The organism is Vibrio sp. 1F263, assembly GCF_041439035.1.
Lineage (GTDB): Bacteria > Pseudomonadota > Gammaproteobacteria > Enterobacterales > Vibrionaceae > Vibrio > Vibrio tasmaniensis_A.
In genome coordinates this window covers 100,436-115,965 of record NZ_JBGONI010000001.1, presented here as the reverse complement: position 1 = coordinate 115,965, position 15,530 = coordinate 100,436, and the positions used below count along the sequence as shown (strand labels likewise).

The window sequence follows — 15,530 nt, the reverse complement described above, 5'->3', positions numbered from 1 at the left end:
AATTCACTCCATAAATTACGAACCCATTAGTCGAATCAATTGACTTAAGTGAACCCATAGATACACTTGCTCCAATTTTTTTGAGTGTCGTATAACAATGAAAAAAAACATCTTATCTTTGTGTCTAATTTTGCCGTCGTCTCTACTACTTTCTGCATGTGGTGGTTCTAGTGATTCCGCTCAACCTCCGAGTAAAACGGCGGTACAAAAAGCGCTTGAATCCGGAGATGCATCCCTTGTATCTAATGCCAATGAGTTTATTGACGCCAGCCAAGCGCTCGTTGCCCAATACAAATCCGATTACAGTCAAATTAAACAGTCTCTGTCTAAAAATTCAGACGGCACGCCGCTGCGCAATCTTCATTGGGATCCAACACACGATGCCGCGATAATCTTACCAACTTACGGCTTCAACGATGTCATCCTGCAAACCAATAAAGCGATGCAGAGTGGATATACTGACCAAGAGCTTGCGATTGGTATTGCAGGTTATACATCGAGCGGTAGTCGTTACGCTGCGTTAGCAAGTAACCCATTTCGAACTAAGCAACGTTCAACGGATTCAGTCAACGCAGAAATGGATGTGTGGTTAAAAAACTTGGTGGGTTGGGCATCAGGCACAAGTTCACCTAAGAATGTTGTCTTGGCTCAGATGGAGCAGTCTTATTATTTTCCTGATGACAAAGCAACGCGAAACTGGCTAACGAGCAACATCAATCCTTCGATGGTTATCAATGATGACAACGCCTGTGACGGCAGCAAATTAAGCCAATGTATTGAAACGAACAACCCTGATTTATTGATTTTGTCTCAAAAGTTAAATGATGGTGACGAAATTAACGATGTAATGACGGGGTTACGTTTGGCGTTCAACAAAAAGATTCCCGTACTGTATTTGCATCTTGATGGCGGTATGACGGACTTAGGCAACGCACTATTTGCAGAAATGCATATGACGTATGTTGGTGATAACTATTGGCGCAGGCTAGGGCTGTCAAATTGGGATTCAACGCAACTGATTGATCGAATGCCAGATAATATCGTCAAACAACAAGCACTTTTACAGCGCCTGAAACTCGATAGTTTCACTGTTGACTTGAATTTATGTGATGACAAATCTTGCCCAGATGAGTCCAACATGGATGAAGAGTTCTATAAGGCCGCGAACAGTATTCGTTCACACCTAACGACGCTTGATAGCAAAAAAATTGATCTCTTTGCATCCAAGAACTACGAATATGAAAAGCTGTTACTGCTACTTGCTGATCGCTACCGACAAGACGTTAAGTACCCAATGGGTAAAGACGTAACAGATAGAATCGACTTTCTTCGGTCGTATTACAGTGATTACGCGACATACAACACTCGACAACATAACGCAGCACAGCCGAGTTTAGGGAACTTCAGCACCAAGAACTTTAAGAATGTCCCTCTCATCACCAAGATTATTACTTTAGAGTCAAAGAAAAACTTCCGTGCGGCGGGTGTATATGCCTTACCGGGTAAGACGATCAAAGTGACGCGATTAGATAATAACAAAGTGGCAACGTCGATTGCCCTTAACACACTACGTAGCGGTGCGACTCATGAGTTTTCGGGTAAAGACGGCTATGCAAGGCCGAAGTTTTTGACTTCGGTAACTTACCCCGTAAAACATGGAGAAACGATATACCTGACCTCTGCCTATGGCGGGACATTACAAGTTCATTTTGATACCAACGATATCGATGTAGAGCTGCGTTTTGAAAATGTTGCCCAACACCCTGTTTGGCGAAGTCAAGCGGACAACGATAGCTTTGTCGCGCAGCTCGAAGAAGGTAACTTTGACTGGGCTGAGTTGGTGACTCCCGGATTTGAAGTTCACTCTAAACTAGACAAGATGAAAGAGTCTATCGGAGCTTCTGATTGGGCACAGCCGCATGATATGGCTCTCGCCACAGAGCGTTACGTACACAACCTTCCTCATGCACTTGCGGGTTTCAAAGGGCCAGGAATTGATGAAATTGCTGAAATACACCAATACGGAGAGGCAAAGGGCTGGGAAATTGCGAACATTGATATTGTAAAGCACATGAATGCCGATCAAGCGACTTGTGGTTACGGTTGTTCAGGAAACCCTTACGATGCTTATTGGTCTTTTCATCCTCTAGGGCATGGTGATTTGCACGAGCTTGGTCATGGATTGGAAAGAGGACGTTTTAGATTCTCTGGGTGGGAAGGCCACTCAACAACCAACTACTATTCGTATTTCAGTAAATCAAAGTATTACAAAGATACGGCAAAGGTATCGTCTTGCCAAAGCCTAGACTTTAAAGGGCAGTATCAACTTTTACAGCAGAGCCGAACTCAACCAGATCCAAACGCTTTTATGGCGGCTCAAAATCAAACGGGTTGGAGTTGGGGGGCTCGTATGTTCATTCAAATGATGATGTTGACTGAGCAGCAAGGTGTATTGAATTCAGGTTGGCATTTACTAGGGCGCTTACACTTGATTGAACGCGAGTTTAATCGCTTGAAAGCCAGTGATACTCTTTGGAACAACGGTAAAGGCTCTATTGGTTTTTCTGATTACACCAAACAAGAAGCCGAAGGCATCACCAACAATGACTGGTTGCTTATCGCATTAAGCTACGTAGCAGAAAGGGATATGAAGCAATACTTAGATATGTGGGGATTCAGTTTCAGTGATAAAGCGAAGCAACAAGTCACAGCTCTTAGTCTAAGTAACATGCCTTTGACATATTTTGCATCGTCTAATCAAGGCTATTGCTTAGATGAATTTGCTAAGACGCCGTTAGATGTTGACGGCACGACCGCTTGGCCGCTTAATTAGGTATATGGCAGATAGAGTCACGAAGAAAAAAGAGAGGAGATATTAACTCCTCTCTTTCGTTATTCGCTTCTGGTTAGCCTAGTGAACACGATTTACCAGCTACTTGATATGGCTAAGTTCTGTTACCTAAAAGTAACTACTTAAACGTCGACCAAATTGGCGCGTGATCTGACGGTTTTTCGATGCCGCGTAGTTCGTAGTCGATGCCCGCTTCAGTACACTTGTCAACAAGCTTCTGAGTCGCAAGTACCACATCAATGCGCAGGCCGCGGTTGTCCACGAAGCCTTTTGAGCGGTAATCAAACCATGAGTATTGATCGTTCACTTCAGGGTGTAGTAAACGGAAGCTGTCCACAAAGCCCCAATCCATCAATGTTTTCAACCATTCGCGTTCTTCTGGTTGGAAAGAACATTTACCGGTTTTCAACCAACGTTTCGCATTAGGTTCACCAATGCCGATATCAATATCGGTAGGGCTGATATTAATGTCGCCCATTACGATCACTTGTTCATCTTTGTTGTGGTAATCGTTCAGGTACGTCATTAAGTCTTTGTAGAACTGGCGCTTGTACGGGTATTTGGTTTCATGCTTAATGTTGTCGCCTTGAGGGAAGTAACCATTTAGTACAGTGACCTTCTCACCGTTGTCATCTTCAAACGTCGCCATGATCATACGCTTTTGATGGTCTTCATTGTCTGTAGGAAAGCCTTTTTGTACCGAAATTGGCTCTTGCTTACAAAGCATAGCCACACCGTAGTGAGCCTTTTGACCGTGGAAGTAGACCTTGTAACCCATAGCTTCAACATCGGCTAGCGGGAAGGCTTCATCGTGCACTTTGATCTCTTGTAGACCAATCACATCAGGTTGGTGCTTATCGATAATAGCTTGAAGCTGATGAAGACGGGCTCTAAGGCCATTGATGTTGAAGCTGATTACTTTCATTTGTTTTTATACCTCTCGTAAACCCTTGTGATTGCTTGCTTTTCAAGGGCTTGCTGATTTGGTGGGTTTCATGATTAATCGTATTTAAGCATGCTTAATAATTTCTGTCGCCATTTTGTCGCCCCTAAATGGCGACAAAATGGTGTGAATACTCACTTTTGCGCAGAATCTACTGAGTCTTTAGCAAGTCTAAAAAGAACGCGTATTCAAGTGCGTCTTCTTTTAATCGTTTAAATCGACCGGAAGCCCCGCCGTGACCTGCTTCCATATCGGTTTTGAACAGCAGCACGTTGTTGTCTGTTTTCATCTCACGCAGCTTGGCCACCCACTTCATGGGTTCAAAGTATTGTACTTGTGAGTCATGCAGGCCTGTTGTTACCAAGATGTTCGGGTAGCTTTGAGCCTTCACATTGTCATATGGTGAGTAACCTAGCATGTAATCGTAATAGGTTTGCTCGTTCGGGTTGCCCCATTCGTCATACTCGTTGGTGGTGAGAGGAATCGATTCGTCAAGCATGGTTGTGACAACGTCTACAAACGGAACATGTGCTCCGATGCCACGGTACAGTTCTGGTGCTTGGTTGATGATTGCGCCCATCAATAGACCGCCAGCAGAACCACCAACGGCGAACACTTTATCTTGTGCGCCGTAGCCTTCTTCAACCAGCCCTTTGGTTACATCGATAAAGTCGTTGAACGTGTTTTGCTTGGTTAGCTTTTTGCCGTCCTCATACCAAGGGCGCCCAAGCATCTCTGAACCTCGAATATGTGCGATCGCATAAACGAATCCGCGATCTAGTAAGCTGAGACGAGCCGAGCCAAAGGTTGGTTCGATCGTGTGGCCGTAAGAGCCATAGCCGTATTGGTAGATTGGGTTAGTGCCGTCCTTCTTGAATAAGTCTTTGCGATAAACCAGAGAGACAGGTACTTGCTTACCATCGCGAGCCGTTACCATAATTCGCTCTGATTGGTAGTTATCCGCTTCGAAATCACCCAATACAGGTGTTTGTTTCATGACTTCGGATTCTCCTGAACTTAGGTCGAAATCATAGTAAGTACCTGGCGTGGTTAAGCTGCTGTAATAGACGCGAACTTTTGAGTTATCTAATTCATAGTTACTTGTTAGGTAAGCAGCAAAAGCAGTGTCGTTAAATTCAAGTGGGAACTCTTTCCCTGTTGAGAGTTGACGAACTTTCACTGTAGACAAGCCATTCGCACGTTGCTCGTAAACCAGATGGTCATCAAACAGCTCGAAGTCAACAAGCTGAGTATTCTCGTCAGCAGGAATGACATCGACCCACTTAGAGCGGTCATGCATCTCTTCAGCAGTGACTTTCATTAAACGGAAGTTGACCGCTTGGTAATTGGTGTAGATGTAGTACCAATCACCTAGCTTAGCGATGCTGTACTCGATACCCGTTTCTCGTGGGTAGAAAGCTTCAGCTTTAGCGTTTGGATTGTTGGCATCTATGACTGAAACACCGCTAGTTTCTGTACTCGAGTGCCAAATGTAGACCTGTTCACCATCTTTGCTTTTGCTCAAAGAGGTGTAGTAAGCGCTGTCGGTTTCTTCGTAGATTAACTCATCGCTTGTCTGAGGTGTGCCCAAAACGTGACGGTAAACTTGATAACCAAGTAATGTTTGTGGATCTTTTTTGATGTAGTAAAAGGCTTGGTTGTCGTTTCGCCATGCAATAGCGCTCGAAGCACCTTCAATTTCATCTTTTAGGTATTCACCTGTCGTGAGGTCTTTAATCTTGATGGTGTAAATACGGCGGCTCAGCGTGTCTTCGCCATAGGCCAACAAGTTTTCGCTTGGGCTGATCGTTAAGCCACCAATACTGAAAAATTCATGGTCTTTTGCTAGTTCGTTAACATCTAAGATGACTTGCTTGTCTGTACCTAAAAAGTCATTTTCACGCAAGTGAACTGGGTATTCGTTGTCACCTGTGACTTCATTCGAGTAGTAGTAGCTGCCTTTGCGAACTGGAACCGAATGGTCGTCTTTTGCGATTCGGCCTTTGATCTCTTCAAATAACTGTTCTTGTGATGCTTCAGTGTGTTTCAGCACGGCTTCTGCGTACTGGTTCTCTTGCTCAAGATGCTGCAAGATCTCTGGGTCTTGGCGCTCATCATCACGCATCCAGTAATAATCATCGATTCGGGTATCACCATGAATCGTCATTGCATGAGGGACTTTCTTAGCTACGGGAGCTTGGGTTTGATGTGCGATGAGTTGCGATGGAGAGTTGTGGTCCATGGTTGTTATTCCTTGGTTGCTGCATCCGGCGACAAGTGCGGCCGATACGGCTAATGTGGTTAAAGCGAAACGCATCTGTATATCCTATTGTGTACCTTACTCGTTTTAATGCCAGCATCCTTTAGTGGTTAGTTTTCTTCCAGTGATGTTATTTATAATGGGATTCTGGATTGGTACTTTCAGCGTAAGTGTCTGTTATTGTATTCAATAAATCAAAGTAATGTTTAATGGAATCGATGGTAGATGTGAGCTGGGGGAAAACGTGCAATGAAAAAGGGACACACTTTTCAGTATGTCCCTCTTCGTTGTTTGAGCTGAGGTAGAGTTTACTTTAGATAGCCAATGGCATTTCGTTTGAATGGTCAGGTTTACGATTAACCCAACGTAAACCAAGCATGGCGATGAATGACATTGCAATCATCAAGCAACCGAGCGGCAGTTGGTCTTGAGCTGGGAAGAACGAGGCCAATAGTGTTGCGATGCCAGCACCTAGGTTTTGCATACCACCCAAAATCGCACCTCCAGTACCTGCGTGGTACGGGAATGGCGAAAGCGCCCCTGTTGTTGCCGCCGGAAATAAGATACCAGCGCCCAAAAAGTAAATCGTAGCACCGCCAATCAAAGTTAATGCTGTTGTTTGACTAAATAGACCTGGTATCAACACCACGGTAGACCCTACCAAGATAGCAACTAGTCCAACATTCAGAGCGCGGCGCTCACTGCTACGTTGTGCGATGTAACTGGATAGGCCAGCCCCGACTAAGTAACCTGGAATGGGTAATACAAACAACAAGCTTACTGTGGTTGCTGGCAAGCCAAGTACCCCGCCAAGCAATACACCTGCCGCAGCTTCAAATACCGCTACACCTGCAAATGTTGCGACCAATACCAATAAGAAACCTTGGAAACGTTTGTCAGATAGAACGAATTTGTAGCTGTTGGCAACCGATTCATGTTTGCGTCGTTCTTTTGGCAGAGTTTCCATCATGCTCGTCATCATGGTGATCACCACTGCGATACCAAACAGCGCCAGGAACAAGTAGCTAGAACGCCAACCGAAAGCTTCTGTTAAGTACCCACCTAATACAGGAGCCATCAATGGTGAGAAAATCACACACATGCTAATTAAGCTGTTTGCGCGGTGCAGTTCTGCGCCTTCAAAACAGTCGCGAGTCAATGTACGAGACATCGCACCACCACAACCGATGCCCAAACCTTGTATAAAGCTACCTGCTAAGAACCATTCATATTCGTGAGCAAACAATGCCACCAAAGTACCGATGATGTAGATGATCAAACCGACAACGATGATTGGTTTGCGACCTAGGCGATCAGAAAGTGGACCGTATGCAAATTGCGACAGACCATAAGGGATCAGGTAGCACGCCATCACAGCTTGAAGCGAAGATGCTGAAACCAAGAACTCACCCGCCATATGACCGATAGAAGGCACGTACATCGTTTGAGTCATTTGACCCACGGCAGTCAGAATAGCGATTAAAAAGGTAAGTTTCGCTAATGGAAACGTGGCGGACATTTGCGTATCTCTCCAAAAATTAGGACGTAAAAAGCCTTGGCGTTCCATTAAGGAGAGCCAAATAAGTAAAGTAACCTGGGAATCTAGGCGCGAGATATTAGAGATTGAGCGTCTACTTAGCAACCAAAAAGTGTGAAGTTGATCAAGATAAAAATCTATAGCTTGGATTATAAAAACTAATCCGAATTTATTGAGGTTATAAAATAATAAGGAGTCATTGGCTTCCTTGAAATGTTGCATTACTCTGAATCAATTTGCGTTATTCATGACCGGAAGCGTAGGCACAAAGAAGCCTAAGTCTGACAAGCTGAAAGCTCTTGAAATCAAAGCAATAACAGACAAAGCACACGATTTATTAACATTTCTATAAACTTTCGTTTTATATGCACGTAATTTGTGCTGTAATTATCCGCTAAGCTATTCGTCTAACTCATTCACATTGTGCATAGCAGTTTGTTACTAATGTGATGGTTACGGTTATGGAAGTCTTTTGGCTTAAATAAGGATATTAAATGCGCTCTCTATCAGTACAGTGGAAAATAACCCTCTTAGCAGGTTGTTGTTTAATCATTACGTCACTGTCTCTCATTGGTTTCTCGATCTACAACGCGACGAGCAATCAACAGGTCATAAAATCTCAAAGCTCAGAATCGGTGATTAACAAAACTCAACAGTTGTTGGCATCCGTTTCTCAGCTTAATGCTCAGGAAACTCAACGTTATGTCGATGAAGCTATTTATCGAGCAGAAATGTTGGCTTCTAGTGCTCAGTTTCTAAAGAACAACGCAGACGAAAACTTTACCCCAAGTGAAGAGCTTCGTACTGCGTTAGATGAAATGGTTCGTCGTTCTGTTTTGAACTTTGATTCTATTCAAGGAGCTTACCTAGTCTTCAAGCCCGATTTACTTGATGCTGAAGATGCGAATTATGTCGATGCGGATTATGTCGGCTCGAATGAAAGAGGGCGTTTTGCTCCTTATTGGAAGGTCGCAGATAATGGCGAGAACGTTCTTCCAAACGTGTTATCAGAATCAACATTGAGTGATAACAGCAATAGCGAACGCTTTTTCTGTCCTTTGTCATCTGGCCAAACGTGTATTAGTACGCCAAGAGTTGTGAGTAGCGGTGGTCAAGAACTGCTTACGTCTTCGATTTCGGTGCCTATCATCGTTGATGATGTAGCGATTGGTTTCTTGGGCATCGACTTAAGGCTCGATGGTTTGACCAATGTTGTCACTCAATCGGATCAAAGCTTGTTTGAAGGTGCAGGCGCGGTTTACGTCGTGAGTTTAGATGGTTCCGTTATCGCTTCTGATGATCAAAGTATTGCGGTTGGTTCGAGTTTTCAAAGCAACAATACAAGTAGCGATCTAATGACGGACTTTATCTTTGGTGGTGAAGTCACGACTCAATGGAGTGAGAATGGTGAGTGGTTACTCGCATTTGCACCTGTTGTTGCCGCCAATCAAACTTGGGGTGTGCTGTTTGAGATTCCAAGAGAGAGTGTGGTTGCTGACGCGAATCAATTGGATGCCATTATTAGTACTAAGCTAAGTGAAGGTATTAAGACTGAAGTGATTGCGGGTATTAGCTTTATTCTTTTCGGTCTAGCGATCATCGCTTTTGCTTCACTGTCCATTGTTAAGCCTATTCGACAGGTAGTTGAGAGACTGAACGATATTGCTTCTGGTGAAGGTGATTTAACGCAACGCTTGGAAGTGAAATCTCAAGACGAAATTGGTCAGTTGTCACAAGGGTTTAACCTGTTCTTAGACAAGCTTCAACACACTATTAAAGAGGTGATTCAGACCACTGAGCAAGTGGCGAGCACGACAAGCCAGGCGAAGGCCTCTGCATCAAGTACTCGTGAAAGTAGTGAGTCTCAGTTTAAAGAAGTGGATCTTGTGGCGACCGCGGCAGAAGAGATGACTCAGACTTCGGGCTTAGTGGTACAAAATGCTGAAATAGCCGTTGATGCCGCTTGTGAAGCGAATCGTTCTGCTCAGCAAGGCCAACAGGTTATCGAACTTTCTGCCGGTGAAATGAGAAAGCTGGTGGATCGTATGTCGAGCGCCGTGCCTATTGTTGAAGAGTTGGCTAAAAATAACGGTAACATCACTGAGATCTTAAGTGTGATTGAAGGGATCTCTGAGCAAACCAACTTACTGGCATTGAATGCCGCGATTGAAGCGGCTCGTGCAGGTGAGCAAGGTCGAGGTTTTGCCGTCGTTGCTGATGAGGTAAGAAATCTCGCAAGCCGCACACAGTCATCGGTTGGTGAAATCAGAGCGGTGATCGACAAAGTCCACGCGGGCACTCAAGATGTCGTTGAAGCGATACAAGAAGGTAATATTCTCGCTAACGACACGGCATTACATGTTCAAAAAGCGGTCGAAGATCTGGGTTCGATCTTTACTTCTATAGAAGCGATCAGTGATATGAACAACCAGATCGTGAGAGCGGCAGAAGAGCAACAATCGGTTTCCGGTGAAGTGAACCAAAGTGTCGTTAATATCCGTGATTTGAGTGCGAAGATCTTGGATCAAGCCGCAGCTTCTGAACAAGTGGGTAGCGAAATTGACCAACTGTCCCAACAGCAGCAGAAACTGGTTAACCAGTTCAAGGTTTAGTCTAGTTGTTCACTGTATAGCTTTTAAGCTTAGTTAACAATTGAATAGAAAAAGGGACAAATGAAGATTTCATTTGTCCCTTTTATTGTTTTTTGGCTCTAACGCTCTAGGGCTTGGTGATATCCGCGAAACCGATGAACGAAGTTAGTCTTCGATAAACCAGTAACCTTTATTCACCAATTCCGTCACGACGGTTACACCTGAAGGAGAAAGATTAGTTGTTGAGTTAATTACCGAATCATCACACAGTACGTTTAGTAGCGAAGAATCAGTCTGTTCAACTTTAACGACTTCCCCATTGATGTAAGCTGTGTTGCTTTCATTCTCATGGTAGAGCGCTTTTAAGCCCGATACTCGACAAATCTCGCCTTCTGACTCTAAGTGCTGAGCGATCTCTTCTTCTGTCCATAATGGCTCAGGAGCGACGATATCAAGCTGGTGGCGTGATTGGCTTAGCAAACACCCCATGAATTCGCTGATGGTTTCAGGTTGCTCTAGTGCAGATTTCAACATGTCAGTTAGATTGCTTAAATCCGATGAACGAATCTTGCCGTAACCATCTTGCGTTTTGAATTCTGGATCGTGAAGATGAACGTCACCCATATCATGAGCAAGTACAAAATCGGCGAAGTTGCTGATTAGCTCTTGTTCTTTAGGGGAGCGATAGCCAATAGAGTAACTCATTGACGGCTCTAACGTGTTGCCTTCATGCGGGAAACCCGGTGGGATATAAAGGATATCGCCCGGCTCTAAAGTTTCATCAATGATCGGTTCAAAACCTTCGATTTGACGAAGTGCAGAAGCTTGGACTGTCTCTTTGTATTGGCCAACATCTTTCGCGCCAACCTTCCACTGACGTTTACCTTGGCCTTGAATGATGAATACGTCATATTGATCAATATGGGGGCCTACGCCGCCTTCTGGTGCTGAGTAGCAGATCATTAGGTCGTCGAATAACCAGTTTGGTAAAGCTTGGAACGCTTCAGTCAGCTTATTGGCACCTTGATGCCAGTGGTTAGCCGCTTGAACGATCAATTGCCAATGTGTTTCAGTGAGTTCGCCAAATTTCTCTTCTGAGAATGGACCATGTTCTGCTGTCCATTGGTTGTTGAGGTTAGAGACAAAGCGAGAATCCACTTCTTCTTCCATCGATAAACCAGCAAGTTCTTCCGGCGAAATTGGGTCGACGAAGTTTTGGAAGCCACCTTTCAAGATGGTTGGTTTTTTATGCCAGTAGTTTTCAAGAAACTCGGGCATAGAAAAGCTAAGTTGGTACATGTGAATCCTGTATGTTTTTATGCTAGATGCTAGATGCTAGATGCTAGATGCTAGATGCTAGATGCTAGATGCTAGATGTTAGTTTGGCTTGTAAATCTTGTTGGACAATCTTAATTGCTTCTAACGCAACCTTTGGGTCGATTTCGTTGCTTTCGAGCAGATAGATCAGGTCGACAGCTAACTTAACTTCTTCTGGGGCGTTATCCAGTGGTGATGATGGGTTATCAGTGTTCATTTCGCTTGGGGTTCTCTAAGTTAATCAGTCTCTCAATATTTTTCATTGAGTCTTCGCAGCGTTCTAATCGTTCTTTTGCTAATTGCCAAGCCTCGTCCGCTTTTTTCTTACTGTGGCGAGGCGCAGAATCAAACGCTAACTTGCGTACTCGTACTAAATCGACCAGTCGCTTTTGCCAATCCTGGTGCTGAGCGAATTCGTTGTATAGGTCGTTAAGGTTTTTTCCTGACTTACTTTTTCGATCTAACCTTAAATCATGGTTGGCTAGTTCTCTTTGGATTGCAGCTATCTGATTAGTGAGTTTTTCTGTCAGGTAGTTGGCCCGAGAAGCAGTAAGTTGGTTTGTCGCTTGTTCTCGAACAATAGTGTTGTACGTTGCCTGAGTTTCGAGTGCGTAGGGCAGTAAAATAGAAGAGCTGCACTTAAACAAGGTTCTATCGAACAAGGCTTGATGATAAGCCCCTCGAGATTTATCAACCTGCGAGCAATGGCCAATTAAGGTATCAATGACGCTTTTTAATTTAGAGAAATGATTCATTTTACTTACCTTGGGCGACTGGGCTATAAGGTTACAAACCACGCTTCGTAAGCCAGCTTAATCGCAAGTACGCTTACAACAGTAACAAAAACAGGTCGTATAAATGTAGCACCGAAACGAATAGCAGAATGTGCCCCAACAAATGCTCCAGCCATCAAACAAAGACCCATAGTTAAACCAAGAACCCAATCAATATGACCAAGAATTGCGAAGGTAACCAAAGACGTAAAGTTACTGGTAAAGTTCATGGCTTTAGATAGACCTGAAGCAAGTAAGATATTGAGACGATAAAGCGCCATCGAGCTCACAGTCCAAAAAGCGCCGGTTCCTGGGCCTGCAACACCATCATAAAAGCCGAGAATGAATCCTTGGTACTTTTGCTTTCTCTTGAGTACCGGGCACGGTTTAGGAGACACATTATGGCTCACATCTGGAGTCTTATGAAAAATGGTATAGACCGCTGCTGCAAGAATGACTAGCGGTAATACCTTCTCTAACCACTCTGTGCTTATGGCATCAACAGTCAGGGTGCCGATTGTTGCACCTATTAAAGTAGATATGAAAGCATTGACCCAACATTCAGGTTTGAACAGCTTCTTGCGATAGTAAGTAAAAGCGGCTGTTGATGAGGCGAATGTTGCGGCCAGCTTATTAGTACCGAGTGCAATGTGTGGTGGTAAACCAAGCGATAGCAAAGCTGGTACAGTTAACATTCCTCCGCCACCGGCGACAGCATCAATAAAGCCTGCAGCAAATGCAACCAAGGCAAGTATGACCAACATGGTTGGCTCAATCATTTCCATAAATAGCTAGTGTTCTCGTTATCGGCTGTTCGGGCAGCCACATGAAGAATCGAGGGATTAGTCATGCTGGGTTGTGAATGCAAGGGCCTAGCGATGGCAGGCCCATAACTACCACGAGGGTAGGAAAATTAGTATTTTATTGTTCTTTTAAAAGGCGGTAGCGAATCGAGTAGGGACTTTCCGTATCGCTTCGTGACTATGCGTCTATCAAGGATCGTGACTTTACCAGAATCTCGTTCTTTACGCAGCAATCTACCCACAGATTGAATAAGCTTTTTACTCGCTTCTGGAACAGTAATCTGCATAAAAGGATTACCGCCACGAGATTCAATATATTCTGAATGTGCCCGCTCTACAGGTGAGGTAGGAACACCAAAAGGAATCTTGGTAATAACAAGGTTTTCAAGCAGCTCGCCAGGCAGATCAAGACCTTCAGAAAAGCTACCCGTTCCAAAAAGAACGCTGGTTTTACCTTGGTCTATGAGCTTTTTATGTTTTTTTAGGATTTCAGTTCGTGAGGTATCCCCCTGAACCTGTAACGCCCACGAATTTTTAACGAAATCTGTTGCCAAAGCTTCGGCCACTTGGTTCATTTGCCAATAAGAAGAGAATAGAATGAGATTGGCTTTGTTGTCTTCTATTACCTTAGGCAAAATTTCAATAAGATATTCGGTAAACTGAGGTGCTTGTGGTTCGTACTTCATTGCAGGTACCACTAATTCAGCTTGGTTCTGATAATCAAACGGCGATGCCAAAGCAAGAAATTGTACGCCATCTTCTGCTTTTTGGCTGATACCTGATTGATGACAAAAAAAGCTGAAAGAGTTGAGTGCTCTCATGGTCGCAGATACTAACACTGCACCAACACAACGACTCCAAATCTGTTGGTCCAGTTGCCAACCGACTTCTAATGGTGAGACATTAACAACAAAGTCCCCCTCGCTTTCTTTGCTTAATTCAAGCCAACGAGCTAAAGGCGCCCCTTTTTCTCTCTTAGGCTCAGCCATTAATCGCCAAACTTGAGCAAGGTTTTCTGTTCTTTGTATATAAAAGCCAATTTCTGCAAGCGCAGGCTCTGCAAGCTTTGCTGAAAGCTCTCCGTCTTTAACTCGCTCTGCAATCAAGTCTGCAATTTTTGCTACGGCTTGGCTCGCCTTTTGCGTTAATTGTTTGAGATCTTTCGATTCACTTTCTAACCATTCAGGTAAGTCGCCATGCTCGAAGCGATACAAGCCATCTTCGAAGTGGCTAGCGTCAAACTGTTTGCTCATCTGAGTCAGAGTCGGGATCAGTTGTTGTACTGAGTCTTGCAACTCATTTCTAAATCTATGAACACGCTTTTCGTCTGCTAGCCCCGAAAGCTTAGTGATCGATTGATTCAAACGCTCTAACCAAGAGGCAGCACCTTTTAAGCTTGCGGCAGCAGAGGAGTGATCTCTCGCTACGTGTGGCAAGTGGTGAGCTTCATCAAATATATAGATGCTATTTTCTGGCTCTGGCAGTATCACACCGCCGCCTAGGTCCGCATCAGCCATCACTAAACTGTGATTGGCGATAATCACGTCTGCTTTATCTAGCTCTGAGCGCGCTTTTTGGAAAGGGCAGTCTCTGTGCGTAGGCATACTGTTGTTACAGCTGTGCTTATCACTGACGATCATCTGCCAAATCATGTTGTCGATAGGTTTTGGCCACGAATCACGGTCGCCATCCCATTTACCTTGGGTGAGGCTGCGGTACATGGTTTGGAGTTGTTCGATGTCTTTCTTTTTTGGTTTGGACTCGAACATGGCCATTTGACCACCATCAACCCCACACGCAGCGGCCAACTTCTCTGTACAACAATAACGCTGCCTTCCTTTCGCTAAGATGAAAGAAAACTCTCTATCAGTAAGTCGTCTATATAGAGGGAGATCTTTATTGACGAGCTGTTCTTGTAGCGCAACGGTCGCTGTTGAAATGACGATTTTTCGATTATTGAGCACGGCGACAGGAATTGTTGCCATTAAATAAGCCAGTGACTTCCCGATCCCGGTACCAGCTTCAGCAACAATCATGCGATTACTTTTGTGATATTGACCACAAAGTGTCTTCGCTATTTCTGCAACAAGGTAATTTTGAGCACGTCGAGGTACAAAGTTATCCAACTGATCTTGGAGGTTTTGATAACTGGTGCGTATAGAATTTTGAATTTTAGTAGTTAGCATACTGTGACCTACGTAACGGAGCGAGGATAGTAGCACATATCACTAGTCGGTACATTTACCGCAAAATAGCTTGCTTTTGAATCAAAGGTAGATCTCGTTCACAAAAAAAAACTGAACCTTCAGGAACTTAACGATTTTATTTATGTTACGAAATATATATATTAAAAAATCGCACGATGCAGGCGTTAAGTTCTGTGAATGGCGATTTAAACCTAAGTGAGTGGAGCATTATACTGAATTGTTCTTTATTTGGGCTATTATATTTCCCT

General features: G+C 44.0%; 10 protein-coding genes. 2 read left to right on the top strand and 8 right to left on the bottom strand.

Going from position 1 to position 15,530, the window contains the following annotated elements; translation table 11 throughout:
• Positions 1 to 97: 97 nt before the first annotated feature.
• Positions 98 to 2,833, top strand: a complete 2,736-nt coding sequence (locus ACED25_RS00490; protein WP_065678767.1) for an ImpA family metalloprotease — start codon at positions 98 to 100, stop codon at positions 2,831 to 2,833.
• Between the two features lie 136 nt (positions 2,834 to 2,969).
• On the opposite strand, the gene xthA is transcribed toward ACED25_RS00490, so the two are convergent.
• From xthA to emrD, 3 genes are all read right to left on the bottom strand, one after another.
• Complete coding sequence (gene xthA, locus ACED25_RS00485; RefSeq protein WP_371694408.1) at positions 2,970 to 3,776, bottom strand: exodeoxyribonuclease III; 807 nt, start codon at positions 3,774 to 3,776, stop codon at positions 2,970 to 2,972.
• 169 nt (positions 3,777 to 3,945) lie between these two features.
• Positions 3,946 to 6,036, bottom strand: a complete 2,091-nt coding sequence (locus ACED25_RS00480; protein ID WP_371694458.1) for a S9 family peptidase — start codon at positions 6,034 to 6,036, stop codon at positions 3,946 to 3,948.
• Between the two features lie 331 nt (positions 6,037 to 6,367).
• The gene (gene emrD, locus ACED25_RS00475; protein ID WP_009846325.1) at positions 6,368 to 7,573 is read right to left on the bottom strand and encodes a multidrug efflux MFS transporter EmrD; all 1,206 of its coding nucleotides are present in this window, start codon (positions 7,571 to 7,573) and stop codon (positions 6,368 to 6,370) included.
• A gap of 512 nt (positions 7,574 to 8,085) precedes the next feature.
• On the opposite strand from emrD, the gene ACED25_RS00470 reads away from it, so the two are divergent.
• Positions 8,086 to 10,203 (top strand): methyl-accepting chemotaxis protein, encoded by a 2,118-nt coding sequence (locus tag ACED25_RS00470; protein WP_017097702.1) that lies wholly within the window; start codon positions 8,086 to 8,088, stop codon positions 10,201 to 10,203.
• Positions 10,204 to 10,347: 144 nt separating this feature from the next.
• Here ACED25_RS00470 and ACED25_RS00465 read toward each other — a convergent pair whose 3' ends face one another.
• From ACED25_RS00465 to dinG, 5 genes are all read right to left on the bottom strand, one after another.
• Positions 10,348 to 11,481, bottom strand: coding sequence for a JmjC domain-containing protein (locus ACED25_RS00465; RefSeq protein ID WP_371694407.1), 1,134 nt, complete (start codon positions 11,479 to 11,481; stop codon positions 10,348 to 10,350).
• Between the two features lie 64 nt (positions 11,482 to 11,545).
• Positions 11,546 to 11,716 carry a pleiotropic regulatory protein RsmS gene (gene rsmS, locus ACED25_RS00460; protein WP_371694406.1) on the bottom strand — a complete coding sequence of 57 codons (171 nt, stop codon included), beginning with the start codon at positions 11,714 to 11,716 and terminating at the stop codon, positions 11,546 to 11,548.
• Complete coding sequence (locus ACED25_RS00455; RefSeq protein ID WP_371694405.1) at positions 11,706 to 12,254, bottom strand: primosomal replication protein; 549 nt, start codon at positions 12,252 to 12,254, stop codon at positions 11,706 to 11,708. The genes rsmS and ACED25_RS00455 overlap by 11 nt, the downstream gene beginning before the upstream one ends.
• 23 nt (positions 12,255 to 12,277) lie before the next feature.
• Positions 12,278 to 13,057 (bottom strand): TSUP family transporter, encoded by a 780-nt coding sequence (locus ACED25_RS00450; RefSeq protein WP_009846330.1) that lies wholly within the window; start codon positions 13,055 to 13,057, stop codon positions 12,278 to 12,280.
• A gap of 128 nt (positions 13,058 to 13,185) precedes the next feature.
• Positions 13,186 to 15,261, bottom strand: a complete 2,076-nt coding sequence (gene dinG / locus ACED25_RS00445; protein ID WP_371694404.1) for an ATP-dependent DNA helicase DinG — start codon at positions 15,259 to 15,261, stop codon at positions 13,186 to 13,188.
• Positions 15,262 to 15,530 lie beyond the last annotated feature (269 nt).